The organism is Mesorhizobium sp. B2-4-3, assembly GCF_006442815.1.
In the GTDB taxonomy this organism is placed as follows: domain Bacteria; phylum Pseudomonadota; class Alphaproteobacteria; order Rhizobiales; family Rhizobiaceae; genus Mesorhizobium.
This window is the reverse complement of record NZ_VFVL01000004.1, coordinates 47,508-72,651: the sequence shown is the minus strand read 5'-3', so window position 1 is coordinate 72,651 and position 25,144 is coordinate 47,508. Positions and strand designations below refer to the sequence as shown.

Below are 25,144 nucleotides of genomic sequence, written 5' to 3'. Positions count from 1 at the left end.
AGCGAATAAGAAATAGTGAGTAGTGAGCAGTGAATTTTCGAACTTCGACCGAATGTGGCATTGCTCTTTCCCCTACTGACTACTGACTACTCACTACTCACTATTCCCTCACTCGTCTCAATCATCCAGCACCCACGTATCCTTCGTCCCGCCCCCCTGTGAGGAATTGACCACCAAGGATCCTTCCTTGAGCGCGACACGCGTCAGGCCGCCCGGCACGATCTGGATACGGTCGGAAACCAGCACGTAAGGCCTGAGATCGACATGGCGCGGCGCCAGGCCCTTCTCGGTCAGGATCGGGCAGGTCGACAGCGCGAGCGTCGGCTGGGCGATGTAGTTCGAGGGCTTCGTCTGCAGCTTCTTGGCAAACTCCTGGCATTCCTTCTTGGTCGCCGCCGGGCCGACCAGCATGCCGTAGCCACCGGAGCCGTGCACTTCCTTGATGACGAGCTCGCCAATGTGCTCGAGCACATATTTGAGGCTGTCCGGCTCCGAGCAGCGCCAGGTCGGAATGTTGCCGAGGATCGCCTTCCGGCCGGTGTAGAACTCGACGATCTCCGGCATGTAGGAATAGATCGCCTTGTCGTCGGCGATGCCGGTTCCCGGAGCGTTGGCGATGGTGATGTTGCCGGCGCGGTAGACATCCATGATGCCGGGCACGCCGAGCGCGGAATCCGGCCGGAAGGTCAGCGGATCGAGGAAGTTGTCGTCGACGCGCCGGTAGAGCACGTCGATCTGCTTGTAGCCCTCGGTCGTGCGCATCGCCACATGGCCGTCGACGACGCGCAGATCCTGCCCTTCGACGAGTTGCACGCCCATCTGGTCGGCGAGGAAGGCGTGTTCGAAATAGGCCGAGTTGTAGGAGCCAGGCGTCAGCACCGCGATGGTCGGCGCGCCCTTGCTGCTTTGCGGCCGCACCGCTGCGAGCGACTGGCGCAAAAGCTGTGGGTAGTTTTCGACCGGCCGCACCTTGATCTTCTGGAACAGCTCCGGAAAGAGCTGCATCATCGTCTCGCGGTTCTCCAGCATGTAGGAGACGCCGGACGGCGTGCGGGCATTGTCCTCCAGCACATAGAACTCGTTCTCCGAGATGCGGACGATGTCGACGCCGATGATGTGGGTGTAGACGCCGGCCGGCGGCCTCACCCCGATCATCTCAGGCAGGAAGGCCTCATTCTTCGCGACAAGCTCCCTCGGCACGCGCCCGGCGCGCAGGATCTCCTGGCGGTGGTAGATGTCGTCGAGAAAGGCGTTCAGCGCCTGCACGCGCTGTTCGATGCCTTGCGTCAGCCGGCGCCATTCCTGGCCCGAGAGGATGCGCGGGACGATGTCGAAAGGGATCAGCCGCTCGGAAGCTTCCTGCTCGCCATAGACGGCAAAGGTGATGCCGGTCTTGCGGAAGACGCGCTCGGCGTCCTGCATTTTCTGGGTAAGCCTGGCCGGGTCCTGCTCCTTCAGCCAGCGATCGTAAGCCTCATAAGGTCTTCTCAATCCGGAGACTTCCGGAAGCATTTCGTCGAACGCTGCCAATCGCGTACTCCCCTCTGGACCATTTCACTGGCCTCGCCGGAGAAAATCAAGCGCAATCGGTGATTTAAGACGCGATGGTGGCCGCTCTATGCGAATTGCCTAAATTTAAGGCATGAGCGGCAAGGCCGGGTCAGTTGCTGCTTCCCGGCGGGGCATCGCCAGGTCCGTCAAAACGCCCGGAAGGTCACGATCGTGAAGGTGTCCTTGATTCCAGGCAGAATCTGCACCCGCTCGTTGACGAAGTGGCCAACGTCTTCCTCGTCGTCGATATAGAATTTGGCGAGCAGGTCGTAATTGCCGGCGGTCGAGTAGATTTCCGAGGCGATCTCGGCATCGGCAAGCGCGCTGGCGACCTCATAGGACTTGCCCAGGTCGCACTTGATCTGCACGAAAAATGCCTTCATTGCCCGGTCCTGCCAGCCTGCTGCACGATTAAGCGGCCCTTGTGGCAGACTGCCGCCCGGCTTTCAAGCATCAGCCGGCGCGCGCCGTGGCGACGGCTTGCCGCAATTCGGCAACCGGCATGCCGCGCCGGTAGAGCTTGCCGCCGATAACGAGCGCGGGCGTGCCTCTCAATTCGAAAGCGCTGGCCTGCGCCTGGGTGCGGGCAAGAAGCGCGCCGAGCTTCGGCTCGCGGCCCGCCAATTCGGCTCGCAACCCGGCCGAATTGGCGCCGGCGGCGTCGAGGATGGCGTCGGTTCGGTGCGGCGAGAGCGCTCTTCGGTTGGCCATCAGCGCGTCCACCGCCGCCGCGTAGCGCGAGCCCGAGGACAGCGCCATCAACGCCGCGTCGCGCGAAGCATCGCCGAATATCGGCCAGTCCTTCATCACCAGGCGGATGCCCCTGTCCTCGGCCATCAGTTTCCGGAGTTCGATGAAGACGAGCTTGCAGACCGGACACTGGTAATCGACGAACTCGGCGATGGTGACGTCGCCGTTCGGATTGCCGAGCGCCGGAATGGCCGGATCGAAGGTGACTTCCTTTATGGAGGGTGCGGCGAAGGCCGGGCCTAGGTTGGCGACCATCACCGCGAGGCTGGCGGCACCCTTCATGAGCACGCGGCGATCGATTGGACGTCCGAACATTTCCATTCCCCGGAAGATGCGCCCTGCCCGCCATCACGATGCGCGTTCCTTCTTAACGACTGCCTAAAGGCCGATCGGGCGTCGAAACGGCGAAATCTTGCGAATGGATGAAACCGCCGGGCATCGAAGCGCGTATGTTAGACTGCATTCGCCAAGCGAGTTCCGGGAGGCAGGCCATGCGCCGCGCATTGTTCGCACTAGCTCTTGTTCCGATGTTGATAGCCTCGCTTGCCTTTGCCGGCGATGCCGAGATCAAGACCGCGCAGGCAGTCATCGACAGCCAGTTGAAAGCCTTCATCGCCGATGACGGCGCCACCGCCTACAGCTTCGCCGCGCCGAATGTGAAGCAGATCTTTCCGACCGTGGATACCTTCATGAACATGGTGACGAACGGCTACGCGCCGGTGCGCAAGCCCCAGTCCTATTCCTTCGGCAAGGTCGAGCAGACCGGGCCGGGTTCGATCGTCCAGCAGGTGCTGATCGTCGGGCCCGACGGCAAGGATTATGAGGCGGTCTATACGCTGCAGCAGCAGGCGGACGGCAGCTTCAAGATCACCGGCTGCAGCCTGCGCGCCTCGACTTCGGTCAGCACCTGAGCAATCAAGGAAAAGCGCGCGACGTCCGGAATTTCGACCGGGCCCGCACTCAATCCCGGCGCTGATACAGGGTCCAGCCCAGGCCTGAAAGACCCCAGCTCGTCGAGGCGTCGACACGCTCATAGGTCGACATGCAATCCGGCACGGCATCGACATATTGCGGCTGCCGATCGATGGCGCCTTCGAGGATCAGCCAGGACGGACGTTCGTCACATATTTTGTCCTCCGCGACAAACGATGCCTGGCGCCCCAGGCGTTTGGCAAAATAGTCGACGATCATGACGGTCCGGAATTCCTGGTTGGTGGCGTAGTCCGCCGGGCCGTCACGCGTCATTTTGTCGACCATCGTGGCGTAGGATCCCCGTCCATATTCGTAGAATGGCAGCAGAAGCGTCGTCGTGCCGGCAAGGATTGCCACCATCGCGGCCGCCGCCAACACTCGATACTTGCCCCCAGCGGCGAAACCACGCCCAAGCAACTCGCCCGCCCACAGCAACATAAATGTTGCAGGAACGAGGAAGTAACGCTGGAATTCGGCATTGGGCAGTCGTGCCGCAGCCATGACAATGGGCAGCCCGACGATCCCGATGACATAGAGGCTGGCCCGACGGTCGCGCCATATGGCGGCGCAGACGCAAACGAGGCCGCATGCGGTGGCAATGCAGACCCAGTCGCCGATCCAATCCGGCACGCCGAACAGATAGCGGATCATTCCGCCATAGCCCTGCGCGAAGGCCTGAAGCGAGAATGGCAAGGCGCCGCCGATCCTGAAGCCAAACAGCAGTCTGCCAATGAGCATGCAGGCGGCGATCGGCAGGACGGCCAGGAAGGCAGGCGCGAAAATCTGGCCGAGCTCGACATTGATCCGATCGAAGCTGCCGGTGCGTCGCCAGATGAGCCAGGCGGTCCAGGCCACCAGGACAGCCACGGTTTCCACCATGATGAGATGAGACAGAAAACCGAGGAGGACGATCGCCCCGAACGCGACGCCCGAACCCCGTTTGTCGAGCCAGCGCTCCAGGAACACGACGGCAAGAAGCGTGAACAACACCAGGCCGGCATAACCTCTCGCTTCCGAGCCGTAGTGAACCATCGGATAGCTGATGGCGAACAGCAGGCTTGTGGCGACAGCGGCCCACCGGCCGCGAGCAGCAGCCCCTGCGGCAACGACAGCGCCGGCACCAAGCGCTATCGACAGCCCGCGCTGAAGCAATGGCGAAGCATCCGGGCCGATCAGGTAGAGGTAGATCGAATTGAGGAAATGATTGTTGTCGTGATTTATGCGCCAGAATATCTGGTCGATCGAGGTGAGCGGTTCAAGCAGCACCAAGCTCCAGATCTCGTCCATCCAGAGATCGCCACGCGCGCCGAGCAGCCGCAGGACGAGGCCGGCCACCCCGATGGCGGCGACAGCCAGCAATACCGCTCCTGTCCACTGTTGGACGGCAGCAACAGGCTCAGAAGAGCCACTTTTGCGGTTGGTTTGTGCCTCGCCTGACGCTGCGGCTTGTCCCGAGATGAGCAAGGTCTCCGCCTTTGCCTGATATCATCCCGGCAATCTGTACAGTCGCAGTCGTTTCAAAATAGTTCGTACATGCTCAGCGGAGGCCTGCAGCCACTCAGCGGGCGGGGATATCGCCCCTCGCCCAGCCTTCAGCGATCTCGGCGGCCCGCGCTTCAAAGGCCTGCGCCTCGATGGCCGCCCGGATGTCCTGCATCAGCTTCTGATAATAGGACAGGTTGTTCCAGGTCAGCAGCATGGCGCCGAGCGCTTCCTGCGAGCGCACGAGGTGATGCAGGTAGGCGCGCGAATAATCGCGCGCGGCCGGGCAGTCGCTTTCCTCGTCGAGCGGCCGCGGATCGTCGGCATGGCGGGCGTTCCTGAGATTGACCTTGCCGCGGCGCGTGTAGGCGAGGCCGTGGCGGCCGGCCCGCGTCGGCATCACGCAGTCGAACATGTCGATGCCGCGCGCCACCGATTTCAGGATATCGTCCGGCGTGCCGACGCCCATCAGGTAGCGCGGTCTGTCGGCCGGCAGCTCCGGGCAGGTGATGTCGAGCATCTCCAGCATCACCGGCTGCGGCTCCCCGACCGCCAGCCCGCCGACCGCATAGCCTTTCAGATCCATCGCCTTCAGCGCCTGGGCGGAGCGCACGCGCAAGGCCGCGCTGTCGCCGCCCTGGACGATGCCGAACATCGCCTTGCCCGGCTGGTCCCCAAACGCCGTCTTGCACCGCTCAGCCCAGCGCAGCGACAATTCCATCGCGCGCTCGATCTCCCTGGGCTTGGCCGGAAGTGCGGTGCATTCGTCGAGCTGCATCTGGATGTCGGAATCGAGCAGCCCCTGGATCTCGATCGACCGTTCCGGCGACATCTCGTAAGGCGCGCCGTCGATATGCGAGCGGAAGGTGACGCCCTGTTCGGTCAGCTTCCGGAGCTTCGATAGCGACATCACCTGGAAGCCGCCGCTGTCGGTCAGGATCGGATATGGCCAGCGCGCGAACTCATGCAGCCCGCCGAGCCTGGCCACGCGCTCGGCGCCCGGCCGCAGCATCAGATGGTAGGTGTTGCCGAGGATGATGTCGGCGCCGACGCCGCGCACCTGGTCCATATACATGGTCTTGACCGTGCCGCCGGTGCCGACCGGCATGAAGGCCGGCGTGCGGATCGCGCCGCGCGGCATCGAAACCAGGCCGCGCCGCGCCTTGCCGTCGCTGGCAAGCACCTCGAATGAAAAAGTCTCAGCCATTGAATTCCTTGTCGTGCACCGGCGCGCCGGGCGCCTGCTCGTCGAGCGACTGCCGGTAGCGGATGCAGCCGCGCATGAATTTGGGCCATGGCGGCACGGCGATCGACGGCTCGGTCTTTTCCGGCAAAAGGTCCCATAGGTCAGGGTGATGCCAGCACAGATCATGTCCGGTCGTGTCGCGATGCGCGCGGATGCCGGCGCGCAACTTCTTCACTTCCGCGATCAGCACATCGCGGTCCATGCCGTCGAGGTCATCGTCCATCGCTCGTCTCCGCTCGAGAAAGCAGGCTTGCGTCTCCATAGGAGTAGAACCTGTAACGGTTCTCGATGGCGTGCGCATAGGCCGAACGCATCGTCTCCAGCCCGCTGAAGGCCGAGACCAGCATGAACAGCGTCGAGCGCGGCAGATGGAAATTGGTCATCAGCATATCGGCCGTGCGAAAGCGATGGCCGGGCGTGATGAAGATGTCTGTAGGTCCGGACCAGGGCTCGATTCTGCCGTCGCTGTGCGCAGCACTTTCCAAAAGCCGCAGCGATGTCGTGCCGACGCAGATGATCCGCCCTCCCCGAGCCTTCGCCGCGTTGAGCGCAGTCGCCGTCTCCGGGCTCACCGAGCCGGTCTCGGCATGCATCTTGTGATCGGCCGTGTCGTCCGCTTTCACTGGCAAGAAGGTGCCGGCGCCGACATGCAGCGTGACGAAGCGGCGCTCGATGCCCTTGGCGTCCAGCGCCGCAAACAATTCCGGCGTGAAATGCAGGCCGGCGGTGGGGGCAGCGACCGCGCCCTCTTCCCGGGCATAGATGGTCTGGTAGTCGGCGCGGTCGCGCTCGTCGTCGTCGCGCTTCGACGCGATATAGGGAGGCAGCGGAATGTGGCCGACAGCGTGCAGCGCCTCGTCGAGGAACGGCCCGGAAAGATCGAAGCCGAGCAGCGCCTCGCCCGCCTCGCCCTTTTCGAGCACCGTGGCGTCGAGCTGACCGAGGAAGCAGGAATTGCCGTCATGGCCGAAATGGATGCGGTCGCCGGCGGCGATGCGTTTTCCCGGCCGCATGAAGGCCTGCCAGCGGTCCGGCGCCACCCGCATATGCAGCGTCGCCTCGACCTGCGCCACCGCCTCGCCGCGCTTGCGCATGCCCTTGAGCTGCGCCGGAATAACCTTGGTGTCGTTGAACACCAGCACGTCGCCTTCGCGAAGCAGCGACGGCAGATCGGAGACGACGCGGTCCTGCAATGGTTCGCCCGGTTTGACGACCAGCAGCCGGGCGCTGTCGCGCGGCTCTGCCGGGCGAAGCGCGATGCGCTCTTCCGGCAAGTCGAAGTCGAACAGGTCGACGCGCATCAATAGAGCCGGATGAGCAGCGCCCCGGCAAGCAGAAGCACGGCGCCGGCGACGCGGCCAAGCGAGATTTCGCGCACCGCCACGCCAAGGAAGCCGGCGCGGTCGATCAGCATGCCGGCGATCAGCTGGCCGGCGACCAGGAAGGCCATCAGCGCCGCGGCGCCGATACGTGGCGTGAGGATCGTCGACAGCGTCACATAGAAGCCGCCGAGCATGCCGCCGGCGATGAACAGCCAGGGCGCCGGCGCTTTCCAGTCGAGCGAGATGCCCTGCAGCTTCACCACCGAAATCGAGATGATGCCGAGCACGATGGCACCGGACAGGAAGGAAAAGGCGGCCGCCGCGACCGGAAGGCCGAGGCCCTTAGCCAATTGCGAATTGATCGGCGCCTGGATGGCGATGAAGGCGCCGGACAGGATGCCGAGCAGGGACCAGACAGCGCCCATCATCATCCCGCCTTTACTTGACGTCTGCCGCGACTTTCAGCGACACGATCTTGTCGGGATCCTGCACCGGCTCGCCGCGCTTGATCTTGTCGACATTCTCCATGCCTTCGATGACCTGGCCCCAAACCGTGTACTGGCGGTTGAGGAAGGCCGCGTCGTCGAAGCAGATGAAGAACTGCGAATTCGCCGAATTCGGGTTCTGGGCCCTGGCCATCGAGCAGGCGCCGCGGCCGTGATTGGCGTTGGAGAACTCGGCCTTGAGGTCCGGCTTGTCGGAGCCGCCCATGCCAGCGCGCGACGGCGCATAGGTGGGCTTCGAGGAATTGCCGAACTTGACGTCGCCGGTCTGCGCCATGAAGCCGTCGATGACGCGGTGGAACACCACGCCGTCATAGGCGCCTTCGCGCGCCAGCTCCTTGATGCGGGCAACGTGCCCGGGCGCCAATTCAGGGTACATTTCGATGACGACCTGTCCCTTGGTCGTTTCCATGATGAGCGCGTTCTCGCGGTCCTTGATCTCAGCCATGTCACAAAATCCTTTTGAAAATGAGGAGGTTATTTGCCGTCGGCGGCGATGCGAACCTTGATCATGCGGTCGGGGTCGGCGACCGTGCCGTTGTCGGCCTCGTCGCCCTTCTTGATCTTGTCGACGAGGTCCATGCCGCCGACGACCTTGCCGACGATGGTGTACTGGCCGTCGAGGTTCGGCGCCGGCGCGAACATGATGAAGAATTGCGAGTTCGCCGAGTTCGGATCCTGCGAGCGGGCCATGCCGATCACACCGCGCGCGAACTGCTCGCTCTTCGAGAACTCGGCCGGCAGATCGGGCAGATCGGAACCGCCGGTGCCGACGGCTTCGGGATTGAAGCCCTTCTTCATATTGCCGAATTTGACGTCACCGGTCTGCGCCATGAAGCCGTCGATGACACGGTGGAAGGCGACGTTGTCATAGGCGCCGTCGCGCGCCAGCTTCTTGATCTGCGCGACGTGCTTGGGCGCCAGATCGGGACGCAGCGCGATGGTCACGTCGCCGTCCTTGAGCGTGATGATCATGGTGTTTTCCTTGTCGGCGGCGACGGCAGGCAAGGACGCCGCGAAAAGGCCGGCAAGCACGACAAGGAACGAAGCGAGCTTCTTCAGCTGCATGGGTATCTCCGGGAAAGCCTATTTGGTGAACTTGGCGGTGAGCGCGCCGGCAACGGCCGTAGGCACGAATGGGCGGATGTCGCCGCCCATCGAGGCAATCTGGCGCACAAGTGTGGCGGTAATGGTGCGCACCGAAGGGCTGGCGGGCAGAAAAACCGTCTGCAATTCCGGCGCCATCGTCTCGTTCATGCCGGCCATCTGCATTTCATAATCGAGGTCGGTGCCGTCGCGCAGCCCCCGGATCATGATCGAGGCGCTGTGCTTGCGGGCCGCGTCGATGACCAGCCCGTCGAAGGAGACGACCTTGATACGATCGCTGTCGCGTCCGAATTCGGCCTTGGTTGCGGCCTCGATCAACTCAACGCGTTCCTCGAAGGAAAACAACGGCTTCTTGCCCGGGTGAATACCGATCGCCGCATAGACGATGTCGGCCACCGCCAGCGACGCTTTCAGCACATCGAGATGGCCGTTGGTCAGCGGGTCGAAGGAGCCGGCATAAAGGGCGGTGCGTTCGGTCATGGCAGGCTTCTAGCGGGCGGGCGGGCGGAAGGCAAATCCGATTGATGAGGCGTGCGTGAACCTTTTCGCGCCGATGAACGACAGATGAATGCGACGATCACGAACGTTTCACGCAGCGTTCACTAGGTTGACGCTTCAAGGGATGAAACCAAATCCCCATGTCACCGTTGTAAGTGCAGGAGAACACGCAAATGCTGATCTACATGCTCGCCACTGCAATGACCATCGTGATGATGATCGCGACCGCATTCGGGTTGCATCAGGAAGCAGCGCGGGTGCGCGTCAAGGCCAACACCAAGCGGCTCGATGGTTTTGCCCATCGCAACGTCTACCGCCGCCACTGATCCCCACCATGACCGAGCCGGCCCAAAGGGCCGGTTAAGCCGGACGAAAGACTATTCGCTCCCGCCCGTGTCGTCCGCGCCAGTCTCGCTCGAAGACACGTCCTCGACCTCATCGTCGGCCTGCGGCTCCGAAATCCGCTCCACCGACACGACCTTCTCGCCTTCGGCCGTGTTGAAGATCGTCACGCCCTTGGTGGCGCGGCTGGCGAAGCGTATGCCGTTGACCGGCACGCGGATGACAGTGCCGCCGTCCGAAACCAGCATGATCTGATCGTCGTTGCCGACCGGGAAGGTCGCGACCAGGCGGCCGATCTCGGCAACTTTCGACACGTCGGTGGCGCGGATGCCTTTGCCGCCGCGGCCAGTGAGTCGGAAATCGTAGGAAGACGAGCGCTTGCCGTAGCCATATTCGGTCACCGTCAGCACAAGCTTTTCATGCGCCCTGAGGAACTCGTAGCGCTCCTCGGAAAGCTCGGCTTCCTCGCCGATTTCCTCATTGGTGAGCGCGATCTCCTCCTCCTCGGCCGCGCCGCCGACGGCAAGCCGGCGCTCGGCTGCGGCGCGCTTCAGATAGGCCGCGCGCTCGGCGGGCGACGCATCGACATTCTCGATGATGGACATCGAGATGATCCGGTCCGTCTCGGCCATGGTTATGCCGCGCACGCCGACGGAATTGCGGCTCTGGAAGACACGCACGTCGGAGACCCGGAAACGGATGCACTGGCCGGAATTCGCGGTCAGAAGCACATCGTCATTGTCGGTGCAGGTCTCGACGCCGAGGATCTCGTCGCCCTCTTCCTCCAGCTTCATGGCGATCTTGCCGTTGCGGTTGACCTGGACGAAGTCGGACAGCTTGTTGCGGCGCACGGTGCCGCGCGTGGTCGCGAACATCACGTCGAGCTCGCCCCAGCTGGTTTCGTCCTCCGGCAGCGGCATGATGGTCGTGATGCGCTCGCCCTGCTCGAGCGGCAGCATGTTGATCAGCGCCTTGCCGCGCGATTGCGGGTTGCCGATCGGCAGCCGCCAGACCTTTTCCTTGTAGACGATGCCGCGCGAGGAGAAGAACAGCACCGGCGTATGCGTGTTGGCGACGAACAGCCGGGTGACGAAATCCTCTTCCTTGGTCGACATGCCGGAGCGGCCCTTGCCGCCGCGGCGCTGCGCCCGGTAGAGCGAGAGCGGCACGCGCTTGATGTAGCCGGAATGGCTGACGGTGACGACCATGTCCTCGCGCTGGATCAGGTCCTCGTCTTCCATATCCGAACCGCCGTCGGTCAGCTCGGTGCGGCGCGGCGTGCCGAACTCGTCGCGGACCGCGACCAGCTCGTCCTTGACGATCTGCTGGATGCGCGCGCGCGACGACAAAATATCAAGGAAATCAACGATTTCAACGCCGATCTGATTCAACTCATCGGCGATCTCGTCGCGGCCGAGCGCGGTCAGGCGCTGCAGGCGCAGGTCAAGGATGGCGCGCGCCTGTTCCTCGGACAGATTATAGGTGCCGTCCTCGTTGATGCGGTGGCGCGGATCGTCGATCAGCTGGATCAGCGGAGCAACGTCGTGCGACGGCCAGCGCCGCTCCATCAACTGCTCGCGCGCCGTCTGCGGATCCGGCGCGGTGCGGATCAGCTTGATCACCTCGTCGATATTGGCGACGGCAATCGCCAGACCGACCAACACATGCGCCCGCTCGCGCGCCTTGCGCAGCAGATACTTCGTGCGACGGCTGACGACTTCCTCGCGGAAGCCGACAAAGGCCTTCAGCATGTCGATCAGCGTCAGCACTTCCGGCTTGCCGCCGTTGAGCGCTACCATATTGGCGCCGAACGAGGTTTGCAGCGGCGTGAAGCGGTAGAGCTGGTTGAGGACGACGTCGGCCACGGCGTCGCGCTTCAACTCCACGACGACGCGGTAGCCCTGGCGGTCGCTCTCGTCGCGGATGTCGGAAATGCCCTCGATGCGCTTGTCGCGCACCAGCTCGGCCATCTTCTCGATCATCGAGGCCTTGTTCACCTGATAGGGAATCTCGGTGACGATGATGGATTCGCGGTCATTGCCACGCTGCTCTATCTCGACGCGGCCGCGCATGACGATCGAGCCGCGGCCTGTCGAATAGGCGTTGTAGATGCCCGAACGGCCGAGCACGATGCCGCCGGTCGGGAAATCCGGGCCGGGCACGATCTCCATCAGCGCCGTCAGGTCGATCGCCGGATTGTCGATGAGAGCGATGGCGCCGTTGCAGACTTCGACGAGATTGTGCGGTGGAATGTTGGTGGCCATGCCGACGGCGATGCCGCCGGAGCCGTTGACCAGAAGGTTTGGGAAACGGGCCGGCAGCACCTTGGGCTCGCTGCCGGACGCGTCGTAAGTATCCTGGAAATCGACGGTTTCCTTGTCGATGTCCTCCAAGAGCTCATGCGCGACCTTGGTGAGCCTGGACTCGGTGTAGCGCATCGCCGCCGGCGGATCGCCGTCGATCGAGCCGAAATTGCCCTGACCGTCGATCAGCGGCACGCGCAGCGACCAGTCCTGCGCCATGCGCACCAGCGCATCATAGATCGAGGCGTCGCCATGCGGATGGTATTTACCCATCACGTCGGCGACCGGGCGGGCCGACTTCACATATTTGCGATTCCAGTGGTAGCCGCTCTCATGCGAGGCATAGAGGATGCGGCGATGCACCGGCTTCAGGCCGTCGCGCACGTCGGGCAGCGCGCGGCTGACGATCACGCTCATGGCGTAATCGAGATAGGAGCGCTGCATCTCCTCGATGATCGAAATCGGCTCGATGCCGGTGGGGCCGCCGTCCGGCCCGCGCGGTGTCTTCTGGTCGGTCAAATCAGGTCACAATCCAGTCGGGAATCACTGGCTGCTTATATAGGAAGCCGGGGCGAAACTCCAATGCCGACGCCACTTTTCCAGAGACAATTTTTGCGGCAATTTCAAGTGGATACCGCTGATTGCGACGATATGGCCACAGGACTTATCGTGCTTGCTTGACAAGGCCCGTCAGAACACCACCCGGACCGCTGTCAGCGCCGGCCTGCGCGTCTAGCGCGATAAACGCCGGGCGCATCTCCCATTTCGCGCCGGAAACGGCGGTTGAAGGTCGACAGATCGTTGAAGCCGGCGTCGAAGGCGATCGCCGAGATTGCCTCGGTTGACGTGCGCAGTCGCACCGCTGCCCGGTGCAGTCTGGTTCGCAGCAGGAACTGGTATGGCGTCATCCCGGCGACCCGCCGGAATGTGCGCAGGAAATGATACGGGCTAGTTGCGGTCTCGCCGGCCAGTTCGGGCAGCGAAAGCGGCCGGTCCGCATTGAGTTCGATGAGGCGCACCGCCTCGGCAACGCGTTTCTGGTCGCGGCGGCTGGGCGCCCGATCGGTCTTTGTTGAGCCGGAGGCAGTGGCAACCACCGCGCCGGCAATGCGCAGGCTGAGTTCCTCGAAAGCATCGCCATCATCGGTCTCGCGCGCGGCTTCCGCTTCGGCCAGCAGCGGCGCCAGCACCGGTAGAGGCGGCAGGCGAGCCGCGCCAAAGCCGAGACGCCTGGCGCCCGGCACGTCGGCAACGACGCGTTCCATGTAGTTCGGGGCAAAATGGAAGGAGAGGCAGCGGTCGCCGGCACCGTGCTCATGGCCGCATTCATAGCAGGCGCCGGGATTGCCGAGCAAAATGGCGCCGGGCGACAGCACCGCCGTGCCTTGGCGGGTGCGGTAGCGGAACGTGCCGCTGGTCACGGCGGCGACGCAGAAGCTGCGATGCTCTTCCTCGAACGGCCGGTCGCCGGCGCGGGCCGTGCACACCACGTCAGCCACTTGCCAGCCTTGCCCCGAGGCCAGGATCCTTGCGGTCGTCGTCATGGCCCAAAGGATAGCAATTTTTCCCAAGCGCAGAACCCTGCCTTGGGCCTATCGCTCCACTCTCCTGACAGATGAGGCAGCACCATGACCGATCCCTTTGCCGACGCCCTGCGTAGCGAAGGCCCCAATCCTGACCTTGCCGAAAAGCTGAACCTCTACGGCCGTTTTGTCGGCGCCTGGACATTCGACGCCACGCGCCACCTCGAGGACGGCGCGATGCTGACCGGCCGCGGCGAGGTGCATTTCGGTTGGGTGCTGGAAGGCAATGCGGTGCAGGACGTTTGGATCCTGCCCGCGCGCGATGCCGGCCCCTCGCCTTCCCTCGGCCCATGGACCTTCTACGGCACGACGCTGCGCGTCTACGACCCCGGCATCGATGCCTGGCACATTTTCTGGAGCGATCCGCGCAGCCGTTATTTCAGCAGCCAGCTCGGCCGCGCCGAGGGCGACATGATCGTCCAGCAAGGCGTCGATGACAGCGGCGCGTCGGTGCGCTGGAGCTTTTCGCGCATCACCAACGATTCCTTCCGCTGGCTCGGCGAGCGCTCGCACGACAATGGCGAGACATGGCGGCTCGAAGTCGAGTTCCTGGCGCGCCGCATGAATGACGGCTAGAGAGATTCCGGGAAAGTGCGAACGTCTTCAACGCGTGAAGTCGGCGTTTTTTAGGCGGCTTTCAACCATTCCGCGGATTGGTCAATCGTAGCGGCGGCGCATCGTGTCCGCTCTGACATCCGACGGTGTGGCACCGTATCGCCGCTGGAAACCACGGTTGAAAGTGGAAATATCGCGAAAGCCGCAATCGTAGGCCAGGGCCGAAATCGTGCTTTCACCCGACGTCGATTGTCGTAGCAGGCGAAAGGCCATATCCAATCTGCTGGCTCGCAGGAATTCGGAGAAGGTGACGCCTTCGGCCTCAAACAGGCGTTGAATGTAGCGCGGCGTGATCCCTTGTCGTCTCGCCGCGGCGTCGATACCGAAATCCGGATCCTGCAAATGGCGTAGAACCTCCTTCTTGATCAGATCCAGCCGGACCGCCCGAATGCCAACTTCATTACGGGCGGCCCCGCCATTGACAAAGCCATCAAGGACGAGCGCGGCGAGATCGTGAAGATGGTTGGCAGCGATCTGGCGTGCTTGTTCTCCCTGTGGTGGGTTTTCGCGCAGAATATCCGCATAACCTGTGAGGAGCGGCATGCCCGGCGCGACTACGGGAATGTGATGGAACGCTTCGACCTCGATGCGCGGCACCAGCCTCGCTAGTCGCGAGCGCTTCAATGAAACGACCTTCACGGCGGTTTCGGGCAGTTGGAAATTCGAGCAGATCGCTTCGTTGATGAGCATCAGATTGCCAGCAGGCACCGTCATTGGCTTACGGCCATCGACCGAAACTTCATGCTCACGGGTATGGATGGTCAGCAGATAGTTGTCGCGGCCGTCGTTCAGCAGTTCACGCGTGCGCGCTCCGTAAATCGGCGAGTAGCTGCCGGTTGCAACCGTGACCTGATCGGGCAGGCCGAAAGCCGCTATCTCCACTCGAATTTCCGCTCTGCTGACGGCTGTGAATGCCCTGCCGGCAATGTGGCGAGCAACGACATCATGAAACAATGCCATGCGGTCGCGTGCCGGGATGTCATCGGTCGAAAAATACTCCATGTCACTTGACCAGACCGGCTGCGGGATCCCACTTCGCCCGTTCACGGCGCTGAAATGGGAGCGTTCCCGCTTGTCCTATCACCGCCAAGGCAGATTTGCAGCACAGTGAACATTTTTGTTGGTCCCGCTGTGCCCATCGCAGGACTCATCCCAGTGGGTAGCTTCTCTGGCTGGAGGCGGCTTTCCACTACCTTGGATGATCTTCGCGAACAAAGGCAAACGCGCATGTTCGGCCGACGGGGGTTTCGCACTGCCAAAAAATCATTCTCAGCATGTGAACATCCGCGCCTGGTTTTGCAGCATAAGGCCTCCACCGACGCCTCTTCGCAATAGCTGGGCGGCCTGGCCGGCCGGCCCGGCCAGCCCGGCTATGACGCTGCTCGCCGTGGCCAGGCCTTGTTGGGCACGGAGCGATTGGTAGACCTGCTCCCTGCACGCCCGGCCGCGTGCGACCGCGTCGGCATAAAGTTTGGCGGAAGCCGGATTTTTCGGAACGCCGGAGCCTTCGCCGAACGTCTGGTCTCCAAAATCCGGCTGTGCGCCCGCGGCGACAGCAGCGGCCTCGCCCGCCGCCGGCACTGCTGCCCTGCTCTCGGGCGCACTTGTCGTCGTCTGGCTGCACCCGGCCACCAGAACGCTTACCATCAAAAACATTATTTTCTTCACGTTTGCCCTTCCGCTTCGACATTTTGCTCGCGGCCCGGACCGGCAATCGCGTCGGAGATCGCGTCCAAATGCGTCTACGATGCTGGTGTTCTTCCGTCTCGGCGCTGAGCGAACTGGTTCCGCTTGGCACGAACTGCCATGGCATTGCCCGGAATTAACGTGCAGTGGTGTGAGCCAGCGCTACTCAATTGCAGGATTGAGGCGACCGAATTCCCCGCATCCCGCACGGTTTCCATTGGACCTGCTTTGCTCTACCAATGTGCCTGTTAGGGAACGCGGAGGTGCGGGCTTCGCCCGGCGGGAGGGGACCAGCGATGCCGAGTTTCGACAGCCTGTTCAACGCCTTCGTCACCATCCTGGTGACCATCGACCCGCCGGGGCTGGCGCCGCTCTTCCTCGCCGTGACGCGCGGCATGAACCGCGAGGAGCGTCAGCAGGTCTCGGTGCGCGCTTCGGTGATTGGCTTCCTGGTCATGGCGCTGTTTGCGATCGCCGGCGCCTCGATCCTGTCGGTGTTCGGCATCACGCTGCCGGCCTTCCGCGTCGCCGGCGGTTTTCTCTTGTTCTTCATCGCCTTCGAGATGGTTTTCGAGCGCCGCCAGGACCGCAAGGAAAAGATCGGCGACGTCGCCATCACCAAGGACATGATCCACAACATCGCCGCCTTCCCGCTGGCGATCCCGCTGATCGCCGGCCCCGGCGCCATTTCGGCAACCGTGCTGCTGTCGGGCTCCTTCCAGGGTTTTGGCGCTCAGGCGGCGCTGGTCGGCATCATAGCGATCTGCCTGGTGATCACCTTTCTGGTTTTCGTGCTGTCCGAGCGCATCGACCGCATCCTCGGCCAGACCGGCCGCTCGATCCTGACCAGGCTGCTCGGCGTGATCCTCGCGGCACTCGCGGTGCAGTTCGTCGCCGATGGCATCAAGGCGCTGATGGCCGCTTGAACAGTATGCCTACTGCCTACTGCCTACTGCCTACTGCCTACTGCCTACTGCCTACTTCGCCGCCGTATCCACCACCTCGAAATCATGCGTGATGGTCGCCGTCCTGGCCATCATGGCGCTGGCCGAGCAGTATTTCTCAATCGACAGGTCGATCGCCCGTTTCACCTTGTCGTGCGACAGCGCGCGGCCCGTGACGGTGAAATGCATGTGGATGCGGGTGAAGACTTTTGGGTCGGTCTCGGCCCGGTCGGCGTCGAGCTCGACCACGCAATCCTCGACCGCCTCGCGGCCCTTCTCGAGGATATGGACGACGTCATAGGCCGAGCAGCCGCCGGTGCCAATCAGCACGAGCTCCATCGGGCTCGGTCCCGGCGTCTTGCCATCCGGCCCGTGCGCTGTGCCCAGCACCACTTTGTGGCCGCTGCCGGATTCGCCGACGAAGGTACGTTCCTCGACCCATTTGATGCGTGCTTTCACGTTGATCTTCCTTACGAGGTTCCTGCAGCCCTACTGGCCGAACACGACGGCGTGCATGATCCGGCCAGGCAGCAGCGTGAAGATGCCGGCGCCGACCAGCGCGAACAAATAGAGCTTGATCATGGCGCCGCGATGCGCGGTCACCTTATGCGTGTGCGCATACCAAGCCGCCAGCGGCACGGTGACCAGCACCAGGATCGACAACAGATGGATCGGACTGAACGGGCCGATGAGCCGGATTTGCTGGATCCAGAAACTCGATATGGCGATGACCAGCATCAGCGTCACCCAGGCATAACCCATCACCCGGTGCCGCGTATTGCCCTTGGGCAGCGCCAGCTGGGCGCCGCCCACGGCGAGCGCGGCGAAGGCCGCGAATGCATGCCATGGAATGGGAGGAGGCGCCGACAGAAGCGGGCCGAGCGACATCGCGCCTTCCCTTCAGACGACCGTTTCGAGACGCTTAGAACGGGATCTCGTCGTCCAGCTCGCGCGACGAGCCGCCGCCGCCGCCCCTGGAACCGCCACTGCCGCCACGGCCTTCATTCGGACCGGACTGGCCGAAATCCGAGCCACGGCTGCTGCTGCCGCCGGAATAGCTGCCGACCTGGCCGCCGCCGCCCTCGCCGCGCGCGTCGAGCATTTGCAACTCGCCCCGGAATTTCTGCAGCACGACCTCGGTCGTGTATTTGTCGGCACCGGTCTGGTCTTGCCATTTGCGGGTTTGCAACTGGCCCTCGACATAGACCTTCATGCCCTTCTTCAGATACTGCTCGGCCACCTTGGCGAGCTGGTCGTTGAAAATGACGACGTTATGCCACTCGGTCTTTTCCTTGCGCTCGCCCGAGTTCTTGTCGCGCCAGCTTTCCGACGTGGCGATGCGAATGTTGACGACCGGATCACCGGAATTCAGGCGGCGGATTTCAGGATCCGCTCCGAGATTGCCGACCAGAATGACCTTGTTGACGCTACCCGCCATCTTACTTCTCCGCGCTCATCCGAAACAAATTTCAAGTCGCTCACCTTACAGCCTGCGGGTCGCCGCCGCCCGCAAAGGCTGGCTTTTCCCACAAGGTTTTTGTTCTCTTTTCGTTCTAGTCATAGCTGCACTTTCTGTCAAGGAATGTCAGCAAAGCCAGGGTCGAACGTGCATTTTGATATGGCGATCAAATAGAAGCTTGCCAAATCAATAAGTATCGACTTATGCTTCTATCATGATCGAAGCAGAGATTTTCCGCGCTCTGGCCGACCCGACGCGACGCGCCGTCTACGAGCGGCTGACCGCCGGCGAGATGAGCGTGAGCGAGTTGCGCGCCGGCATGAGCGTGTCGCAGCCGGCGGTCTCCCAGCACCTTGCCGTGTTGCGCGGCGCCGGCCTGGTGGTCGAGCGGCGCGCCGGTCGCAACGCCTATTACCGTGCCGATCCGCAAGGGCTCGACCCGCTGCTCGGCTGGATCGAACGCTACCGCGCCTTCTGGCCGGAACGCATCGAGAAATTGAAGACGGTTCTGAAGGGAATGGACCAATGACCAAACCAGAGAAGCCGACAGCGACCGAGGCGCCGCTCAGCTTCGAATGCGATCTTCCCGAGCCGCCGGAAAAAGTCTGGCGGGCGCTGACCGAGCCGGAGCTGCTCGCTGCCTGGATGATGCCGAACGACATGAAGGCGGAAGCCGGCAGTCGCTTCGCCTTTGCCGGACCGGATGCGCCGATCGAATGCGAGGTGCTCGAGGCCGAGCCCGGCAAGCTGCTGCGCTATTCCTGGCGCGAGCGGCCCGGCGCGGGCGATGGCGAACTCCCGGCCTTCGACAGCATCGTCACCTTCACGCTGGCACGCACCGCTTCCGGCGGCACGCATCTTAGCATCGTCCATGACGGCTTCGCGCAGGCAGCGCAGCCTCTCGTCGCCGTCTCGGGCGCCGGCTGCGGGCTTTCGCTCGATGCGCGCAAAAATCCAATCGCCGCCAATGCGCCCTGCATGATGCTGCGCGCGGCCTGATCAAAAGAGAACCAAGGAAACCCATTATGAGCATTGCCAATCTGGTGCCGATGGTCATCGAACAGTCGAGCCGCGGCGAGCGTTCCTTCGATATTTTTTCGCGGCTGCTGCGCGAGCGCATCGTCTTCATCAATGGCGAGATCAACGACAACGTCTCGGCGCTGGTCTGCGCGCAGTTGCTGTCGCTGGAATCCGACCATCCCGAGAAGGAGATCTCGCTCTACATCAACTCGCCCGGCGGCATGGTGACCAGCGGCTTCGCCATCTACGACACCATGCAATACATTTCCTGCCCGGTGTCGACGGTGTGCATGGGTTTTGCCGCCTCGATGGGCTCCTTCCTTTTGATGGCCGGCAACCCGGGACGGCGCATCGCGCTGCCCAACACCCGCATCGTGCTGCATCAGCCGCTTGGCGGCTTCCAGGGCCAGGCTTCCGACATCCAGCGCCATGCCGAGGACATCGTGCGCACCAAGCAGCACATGACCGAGCTCTATGCCAGGCATTGCGGCCGGACCTATGAGGAGGTCGAGCGCACCCTCGACCGCGACTATTTCATGAGCGCCGCGGAAGCCAAGGACTGGGGTCTCGTCGACCACGTCTACGACACGCGCAAGAAAGCTGCCTGATATCGCAGCCGGATGCGCGGCAAATTGATCGCCCTGCGTCTGGCATCGCTCCAGCCGCGCCTCTATAGTTTGGGCATGCTCAAGCTGCTGCAAACCAGACATTTGTGCGTTGCCGCCGCCGCGCTTGCCGGCGCGCTCGTGGCCGGCAGCGCGCTTGCTGACGACAGCACGGCGCAGAAGCTGCCCGGCGTCAGCGGCGACTACCGTATCGCCAAGCCGGCGCCTCTACCGGAACCGGACGACGCCTTGCCGGCCGGCAACGACGGCTCCTTCAGGATCGGCAATACCGATGTCAGGATCGGCGGCAGCATAACGATCGACATGGCCACGGGCAGCAACAAGATTCCGAACCACTGATAATCCTGTCGGCACAGATCGACGACTTGGCGATCAGCTGAAGCGCTTTTCGTTCGTCATTCTATGGCGAAGCAAGGAGCGAAGCGACGCGGCGTAGACCATAGAATCCATGCCGTTACGCCAATGCGATGCGACGGTGCAGAATTCTGCTCCGCTGCATTCCTCGGCTGAGGTAACGGCATGGATCCCTGGGTCTTCGCTCCGCTTCGCGTCGCTACGCCCAAGGATGACGAAGTTGGGCCCGGCCAACTGCGAACCTGGGATGATCGCAAAAAAGGATGATCGCAAAAATGTAAGCCCCATCCCTGCTGTGCAGATGGATGGGGCTTCATGGATCTGAAATCCAACTTTAGCCGGGAGTGGACTGCCGGCGTTCTGTTTCGGATGCAACGCGGCGTTCAGCCGACGATCCGACTATCGTCTCTGATTGTTGGGAATCGGCAAGTCACGGTTTGTCGGGCTGGCGTTTCAAGTCTGCCCTGGCACTTATGCCCGCCGCGGCTCCATCTCCGTGTGGAGCCTCAAGGGACTGTCCGGTGGCGTCATGCTCCGCTCCTGGGTCCGTTGCGACAATGTCGTTCGAAGCGCTAATCGCTATCGCCTGCGGCGTCTCGCAGGCCGCCAGTTGGGCGGCGAGGCCATCGAAAGACGGCCGGCTTCGTTGACGTTTTCGAGACTGCTCCCCTCGGTCCGACACGTCAACCGTTGAATAGCCGGTTACCGAAAAATGTGATCGGCGGGAGGTTACGTCCAGGTAAGTCGAGCGCCTTCGTGAACCGGTTCGGACGCGGCGCAGGCGCTCTTTGTTTCCACAATTTTGTCAGGAGCGTGTTCGGCCTTTGTTCTTTCCGCTTGCCCGCTCGCGCGAAAGGCGGTTAAACGCTTGTTGTCGAGATGTGTGGCGTCTCTCGACGCGGCGGCAAAACCACCTACATAAGGGATGGCCGGGGACAACCCTGCCCAATCCACCACATTCCAGACTTGAGGCGGCGACCGGCGATGGCCGACCATAAATACCTTTCCATTCGCGGGGCGCGCGAACACAATCTCAAGAACGTCGATCTCGACCTGCCGCGCGACAGCCTGATCGTGATGACCGGACTGTCGGGCTCCGGCAAGTCGTCGCTCGCCTTCGACACCATCTATGCCGAGGGCCAGCGTCGCTATGTCGAAAGCCTGTCGGCTTATGCCCGCCAGTTCCTGGAGATGATGCAGAAGCCGGACGTCGACCAGATCGACGGCCTGTCGCCCGCCATCTCGATCGAGCAGAAGACCACCTCGAAGAACCCGCGCTCGACGGTCGGCACCGTCACCGAGATCTACGACTACATGCGCCTTTTGTTCGCGCGTGTCGGCATCCCCTATTCGCCGGCCACCGGCCTGCCAATCGAGAGCCAGACGGTCAGCCAGATGGTCGACCGGGTGCTCGCGCTCGACGAAGGCACGCGTTTGTTCCTGCTCGCGCCGATCGTGCGCGGCCGCAAGGGCGAGTACCGCAAGGAACTGCTTGAGCTGCAGAAGAAGGGCTTCCAGCGCGTCAAGGTCGACGGCGTCTTCTACGAGATCGCCGACGTGCCGGCGCTTGACAAGAAGTACAAGCACGACATCGACGTTGTCGTCGATCGCATCGTCGTGCGCGGCGATCTGGCAACCCGGCTCGCGGATTCGATGGAGACCGCGCTGAAGCTTGCCGAGGGCCTTGCCGTCGCCGAGTTCGCCGACCGGCCGCTTGACGCCAGCCTGACCGGCGAGGATTCCGTCAACAAGTCGAAGAACGAGACGCATGAGCGCATCCTGTTCTCGGAGAAGTTTGCCTGTCCGGTGTCCGGCTTCACCATTCCGGAGATCGAGCCGAGGCTGTTCTCCTTCAACAACCCGTTCGGCGCCTGCCCGACCTGCGATGGCCTCGGCAGCCAGCGCGCCATCGATCCCAACCTCGTGGTGCCGGACGAGAATGTTTCGTTGCGCGACGGCGCCATCAGCCCGTGGGCGAAGTCGACCTCGCCCTATTACGCGCAGACGCTGGAAGCGCTGGGCAAGGCTTATGGCTTCAAGCTCGGCGACAAGTTCAAGGACCTGAGCACCGAGGCGCAGGAAGCCGTGCTGCGCGGCACGGGCGAGCACGAGATCACCTTCCAGTATGATGACGGGTTGCGCTCCTATAAGACCACCAAGACCTTCGAGGGCGTCATCCCCAATCTCGACCGGCGCTGGAAGGAAACGGAATCGGCCTGGATGCGCGAGGAGATCGAGCGCTTCATGTCGGCCACCCCCTGCCCGGCCTGCAACGGCTACCGGCTGAAGCCTGAAGCGCTGGCGGTGAAGATCGGCGGCAAGCATATCGGCGAGGTCACCGAACAGTCGATCCGCAAGGCCGACCAGTGGTTCACCGACCTGCCGGGAGAGCTCAACGACAAGCAGAACGAGATCGCGGTCCGCGTGCTCAAGGAAATCCGCGAGCGGCTGCGTTTCCTCAACGACGTCGGCCTCGACTATCTGACGCTGTCGCGCAACTCCGGCACGCTGTCGGGCGGCGAGAGCCAGCGCATCCGGCTGGCCTCGCAGATCGGCTCTGGCCTGACAGGCGTGCTCTATGTGCTGGACGAGCCGTCGATCGGCCTGCACCAGCGCGACAATTCACGCTTGCTCGAAACGCTGAAGCATCTGCGCGATATCGGCAATACGGTGATCGTGGTCGAGCATGACGAGGACGCCATCCTGCATGCCGACTACGTCGTAGACATGGGCCCCGCCGCCGGCATCCATGGCGGCGAGATCATCGCTCAGGGAACTCCGCAGCAGGTGATGGCCAATCCCAATTCGATCACCGGCAAATATCTGTCGGGTGCGCTCGAAGTGGCGACGCCTGGCGTGCGGCGCGAGGCGAAGAAAAACCGGCGCATCAAGGTTGTCGGCGCGCGCGGCAACAATCTGAAGAATGTGACGGCGGAGATCCCGCTCGGCACCTTCACGGCGGTCACCGGCGTGTCGGGCGGCGGCAAGTCGACCTTCCTGATCGAGACGCTGTTCAAGGCGGCCTCGCGCCGCATCATGGGCTCGCGCGAGCATCCGGCCGAGCACGACCGCATCGAGGGGCTGGAATTCCTCGACAAGGTCATCGACATCGACCAGTCGCCGATCGGCCGCACGCCGCGTTCCAACCCGGCCACCTATACCGGCGCCTTCACCCCGATCCGCGACTGGTTCGCGGGCCTTCCCGAAGCCAAGGCGCGCGGCTACCAGCCTGGCCGTTTCTCCTTCAACGTCAAGGGCGGCCGCTGCGAGGCCTGCCAGGGCGACGGCGTCATCAAGATCGAGATGCACTTCCTGCCTGATGTCTACGTCACTTGCGATGTCTGCCACGGCAAGCGCTACAACCGCGAGACGCTGGACGTCCTGTTCAAGGGCAAGTCGATCGCCGACGTGCTCGACATGACGGTCGAGGAAGGCGTCGACTTCTTCTCGGCGGTGCCGGGCGTGCGCGACAAGCTGGAGACGCTGAAGCAGGTCGGCCTCGGCTACATCCATATCGGCCAGCAGGCGACGACTTTGTCGGGCGGTGAGGCGCAGCGGATAAAACTCGCCAAGGAACTGTCGCGCAAGGCGACCGGCAAGACGCTCTACATCCTCGACGAGCCGACGACAGGCCTGCATTTCCACGATGTAGCCAAGCTGCTCGAAGTGCTGCACGAGCTGGTCGACCAGGGCAACACGGTGGTGGTGATCGAGCACAATCTCGAGGTGATCAAGACCGCCGACTGGGTGCTCGATCTCGGCCCCGAAGGCGGCGACGGCGGCGGCGAGCTGGTGGCGTCGGGCACGCCGGAAGCGATCGTGCGCGAAAAGCGCAGCTACACCGGCCAGTTCCTGAAGGAGCTCCTGGAGCGGCGCCCCGGAGGCAAACGCGAAGCGGCAGAGTGATGGCAGGTAACGGCCTTGTCTCCATCGAAAGCCGCTTCGGCGTCACCGAGACGATCGATCGGCTGGTCGAGACGGTCACCGGCGCAGGATTGCGCGTCTTCGCGCGCATCGACCATACCGCCGGCGCGCGTGAAGTCGGCGCGCTGCTGCGACCGACGGAATTGCTGATCTTCGGCCATCCGAAGGGCGGCACGCCTTTGATGCAGGACCGGCAGCTTGCCGGCATCGACCTGCCGATCAAGGCGCTGGCCTGGGAGGACGAGCAACGCAAGGTCTGGCTGTCCTATAACGACGCGCAGTGGCTTGCGGAGCGCCATGGCCTCGGCGACGCCAGCCGCAACGCCGTCGCCGCGATTGCGGCAGGCATGCAGAAGGTTGTCGCCGCCGCTGCCGGAGTAGACCAATCATGAGACCGGCCCGCCCCGAAGACCTCGCTGCAATCGTCGCGCTGACCACGGATGCCTATGCGCCTTACACGCCCATCTTCGGCGGACCGCCTATCCCGGTCACCGAGGATTACGCGCCGCGGATCGGGCGCGGCGAGGTCTGGCTGCTGGAAGAAGACTCAAAGCTCGCCGGGTTGATCGTCATCGAACGGCATCCCGACCATGCCATGATCTTCAGCGTCGCCGTCGCGCCGGCCTTTCAGGGCAGGAAGCTCGGCATCGCGCTGCTCGACTTCGCCAGCGAGCAGGCGCGGTCGTGGGGCGTGCCGGAAGTGCGGCTCTACACCAATTCGCGCATGGAGCGGAATATCGCGCTCTATGCTGCCTATGGCTATCGCGAAACGGGTCGCCGGGCCAACCCGTACCGGCCAGGATGGACGCTGGTCGACATGGTGAAGCCGGTCGACAGGGCCGCCTGACCAAGTTTCA

General features: G+C 63.2%; 29 protein-coding genes. 11 read left to right on the top strand and 18 right to left on the bottom strand.

Annotated elements, in window-relative coordinates; all coding sequences use genetic code 11:
* Positions 1–117: 117 nt before the first annotated feature.
* The 3 genes from FJ956_RS05935 to FJ956_RS05925 form a co-directional block, all read right to left on the bottom strand.
* Positions 118–1,530: a circularly permuted type 2 ATP-grasp protein gene (locus FJ956_RS05935; RefSeq protein ID WP_181170071.1), complete on the bottom strand. Its 1,413-nt coding sequence runs from the start codon at positions 1,528–1,530 to the stop codon at positions 118–120.
* A gap of 167 nt (positions 1,531–1,697) precedes the next feature.
* On the bottom strand, positions 1,698–1,934 hold the full coding sequence (locus FJ956_RS05930; RefSeq protein WP_040995065.1) for an Lrp/AsnC family transcriptional regulator: 237 nt from the start codon (positions 1,932–1,934) through the stop codon (positions 1,698–1,700).
* Positions 1,935–2,004: 70 nt separating this feature from the next.
* Positions 2,005–2,616, bottom strand: a complete 612-nt coding sequence (locus FJ956_RS05925; protein WP_181170070.1) for a thioredoxin domain-containing protein — start codon at positions 2,614–2,616, stop codon at positions 2,005–2,007.
* Between the two features lie 176 nt (positions 2,617–2,792).
* Between FJ956_RS05925 and FJ956_RS05920 the strand changes: the two genes are divergently transcribed.
* Positions 2,793–3,212, top strand: coding sequence for a DUF4864 domain-containing protein (locus tag FJ956_RS05920; protein WP_140672820.1), 420 nt, complete (start codon positions 2,793–2,795; stop codon positions 3,210–3,212).
* Between the two features lie 49 nt (positions 3,213–3,261).
* Here FJ956_RS05920 and FJ956_RS05915 read toward each other — a convergent pair whose 3' ends face one another.
* From FJ956_RS05915 to coaD, 8 genes are all read right to left on the bottom strand, one after another.
* Positions 3,262–4,737: a hypothetical protein gene (locus FJ956_RS05915; RefSeq protein ID WP_140672819.1), complete on the bottom strand. Its 1,476-nt coding sequence runs from the start codon at positions 4,735–4,737 to the stop codon at positions 3,262–3,264.
* A 94-nt stretch (positions 4,738–4,831) separates the two neighbouring features.
* Positions 4,832–5,962: a tRNA guanosine(34) transglycosylase Tgt gene (tgt, locus tag FJ956_RS05910; protein WP_140672818.1), complete on the bottom strand. Its 1,131-nt coding sequence runs from the start codon at positions 5,960–5,962 to the stop codon at positions 4,832–4,834.
* Positions 5,955–6,224, bottom strand: a complete 270-nt coding sequence (locus FJ956_RS05905) for a hypothetical protein (RefSeq protein WP_140672817.1) — start codon at positions 6,222–6,224, stop codon at positions 5,955–5,957. The genes tgt and FJ956_RS05905 overlap by 8 nt, the downstream gene beginning before the upstream one ends.
* Positions 6,214–7,302 (bottom strand): tRNA preQ1(34) S-adenosylmethionine ribosyltransferase-isomerase QueA, encoded by a 1,089-nt coding sequence (queA, locus tag FJ956_RS05900; protein WP_140672816.1) that lies wholly within the window; start codon positions 7,300–7,302, stop codon positions 6,214–6,216. The genes FJ956_RS05905 and queA overlap by 11 nt, the downstream gene beginning before the upstream one ends.
* Positions 7,302–7,751, bottom strand: coding sequence for a DMT family transporter (locus FJ956_RS05895; protein WP_027166292.1), 450 nt, complete (start codon positions 7,749–7,751; stop codon positions 7,302–7,304). Before FJ956_RS05895 ends, queA begins: the two co-directional genes overlap by 1 nt.
* A gap of 10 nt (positions 7,752–7,761) precedes the next feature.
* On the bottom strand, positions 7,762–8,274 hold the full coding sequence (locus FJ956_RS05890) for a peptidylprolyl isomerase (RefSeq protein ID WP_040987166.1): 513 nt from the start codon (positions 8,272–8,274) through the stop codon (positions 7,762–7,764).
* A 29-nt stretch (positions 8,275–8,303) separates the two neighbouring features.
* Positions 8,304–8,801, bottom strand: coding sequence for a peptidylprolyl isomerase (locus FJ956_RS05885; RefSeq protein ID WP_246671970.1), 498 nt, complete (start codon positions 8,799–8,801; stop codon positions 8,304–8,306).
* A 111-nt stretch (positions 8,802–8,912) separates the two neighbouring features.
* Positions 8,913–9,413 (bottom strand): pantetheine-phosphate adenylyltransferase, encoded by a 501-nt coding sequence (gene coaD, locus FJ956_RS05880; RefSeq protein ID WP_140672814.1) that lies wholly within the window; start codon positions 9,411–9,413, stop codon positions 8,913–8,915.
* A gap of 191 nt (positions 9,414–9,604) precedes the next feature.
* Between coaD and FJ956_RS05875 the strand changes: the two genes are divergently transcribed.
* Positions 9,605–9,757 carry a hypothetical protein gene (locus FJ956_RS05875; protein WP_140672813.1) on the top strand — a complete coding sequence of 51 codons (153 nt, stop codon included), beginning with the start codon at positions 9,605–9,607 and terminating at the stop codon, positions 9,755–9,757.
* A gap of 51 nt (positions 9,758–9,808) precedes the next feature.
* On the opposite strand, the gene gyrA is transcribed toward FJ956_RS05875, so the two are convergent.
* Entirely contained in the window at positions 9,809–12,595 is a 2,787-nt protein-coding gene (gene gyrA / locus FJ956_RS05870) for a DNA gyrase subunit A (protein ID WP_140672812.1), read from the bottom strand.
* 194 nt (positions 12,596–12,789) lie between these two features.
* A complete protein-coding gene (locus FJ956_RS05865; protein ID WP_140672811.1) occupies positions 12,790–13,620 on the bottom strand; it encodes an AraC family transcriptional regulator in 831 nt (276 codons plus the stop codon).
* Between the two features lie 84 nt (positions 13,621–13,704).
* Between FJ956_RS05865 and FJ956_RS05860 the strand changes: the two genes are divergently transcribed.
* Positions 13,705–14,235, top strand: a complete 531-nt coding sequence (locus FJ956_RS05860) for a hypothetical protein (RefSeq protein WP_140672810.1) — start codon at positions 13,705–13,707, stop codon at positions 14,233–14,235.
* 81 nt (positions 14,236–14,316) lie between these two features.
* Here FJ956_RS05860 and FJ956_RS05855 read toward each other — a convergent pair whose 3' ends face one another.
* Positions 14,317–15,276 (bottom strand): helix-turn-helix transcriptional regulator, encoded by a 960-nt coding sequence (locus tag FJ956_RS05855; RefSeq protein ID WP_140672809.1) that lies wholly within the window; start codon positions 15,274–15,276, stop codon positions 14,317–14,319.
* Between the two features lie 267 nt (positions 15,277–15,543).
* Positions 15,544–15,942 (bottom strand): hypothetical protein, encoded by a 399-nt coding sequence (locus FJ956_RS05850; protein ID WP_181170069.1) that lies wholly within the window; start codon positions 15,940–15,942, stop codon positions 15,544–15,546.
* Positions 15,943–16,256: 314 nt separating this feature from the next.
* Between FJ956_RS05850 and FJ956_RS05845 the strand changes: the two genes are divergently transcribed.
* The gene (locus tag FJ956_RS05845; protein WP_140672807.1) at positions 16,257–16,886 is read left to right on the top strand and encodes a MarC family protein; all 630 of its coding nucleotides are present in this window, start codon (positions 16,257–16,259) and stop codon (positions 16,884–16,886) included.
* A 51-nt stretch (positions 16,887–16,937) separates the two neighbouring features.
* On the opposite strand, the gene FJ956_RS05840 is transcribed toward FJ956_RS05845, so the two are convergent.
* From FJ956_RS05840 to FJ956_RS05830, 3 genes are read right to left on the bottom strand one after another with little or no spacing between them, the layout of a single operon-like run.
* Entirely contained in the window at positions 16,938–17,363 is a 426-nt protein-coding gene (locus tag FJ956_RS05840; RefSeq protein WP_140672806.1) for an OsmC family protein, read from the bottom strand.
* 30 nt (positions 17,364–17,393) lie between these two features.
* Positions 17,394–17,792: a DUF2306 domain-containing protein gene (locus FJ956_RS05835; RefSeq protein ID WP_140642877.1), complete on the bottom strand. Its 399-nt coding sequence runs from the start codon at positions 17,790–17,792 to the stop codon at positions 17,394–17,396.
* Positions 17,793–17,826: 34 nt separating this feature from the next.
* Positions 17,827–18,342 (bottom strand): single-stranded DNA-binding protein, encoded by a 516-nt coding sequence (locus FJ956_RS05830; protein WP_140672805.1) that lies wholly within the window; start codon positions 18,340–18,342, stop codon positions 17,827–17,829.
* Between the two features lie 235 nt (positions 18,343–18,577).
* On the opposite strand from FJ956_RS05830, the gene FJ956_RS05825 reads away from it, so the two are divergent.
* From FJ956_RS05825 to FJ956_RS05795, 7 genes are all read left to right on the top strand, one after another.
* Complete coding sequence (locus FJ956_RS05825) at positions 18,578–18,892, top strand: metalloregulator ArsR/SmtB family transcription factor (RefSeq protein ID WP_140642883.1); 315 nt, start codon at positions 18,578–18,580, stop codon at positions 18,890–18,892.
* Positions 18,889–19,362, top strand: a complete 474-nt coding sequence (locus FJ956_RS05820; RefSeq protein ID WP_140672804.1) for an SRPBCC domain-containing protein — start codon at positions 18,889–18,891, stop codon at positions 19,360–19,362. The genes FJ956_RS05825 and FJ956_RS05820 overlap by 4 nt, the downstream gene beginning before the upstream one ends.
* Before the next feature lie 23 nt (positions 19,363–19,385).
* Positions 19,386–19,991, top strand: a complete 606-nt coding sequence (locus FJ956_RS05815; RefSeq protein ID WP_140672803.1) for an ATP-dependent Clp protease proteolytic subunit — start codon at positions 19,386–19,388, stop codon at positions 19,989–19,991.
* A 75-nt stretch (positions 19,992–20,066) separates the two neighbouring features.
* Positions 20,067–20,348 (top strand): hypothetical protein, encoded by a 282-nt coding sequence (locus FJ956_RS05810; protein WP_140673017.1) that lies wholly within the window; start codon positions 20,067–20,069, stop codon positions 20,346–20,348.
* Between the two features lie 999 nt (positions 20,349–21,347).
* Positions 21,348–24,269, top strand: a complete 2,922-nt coding sequence (gene uvrA, locus FJ956_RS05805) for an excinuclease ABC subunit UvrA (RefSeq protein ID WP_140672802.1) — start codon at positions 21,348–21,350, stop codon at positions 24,267–24,269.
* Positions 24,269–24,679 (top strand): DUF302 domain-containing protein, encoded by a 411-nt coding sequence (locus FJ956_RS05800; RefSeq protein WP_181170068.1) that lies wholly within the window; start codon positions 24,269–24,271, stop codon positions 24,677–24,679. The genes uvrA and FJ956_RS05800 overlap by 1 nt, the downstream gene beginning before the upstream one ends.
* Complete coding sequence (locus tag FJ956_RS05795) at positions 24,676–25,134, top strand: GNAT family N-acetyltransferase (protein ID WP_140672800.1); 459 nt, start codon at positions 24,676–24,678, stop codon at positions 25,132–25,134. Before FJ956_RS05800 ends, FJ956_RS05795 begins: the two co-directional genes overlap by 4 nt.
* The last annotated feature ends 10 nt before the right edge of the window (positions 25,135–25,144 follow it).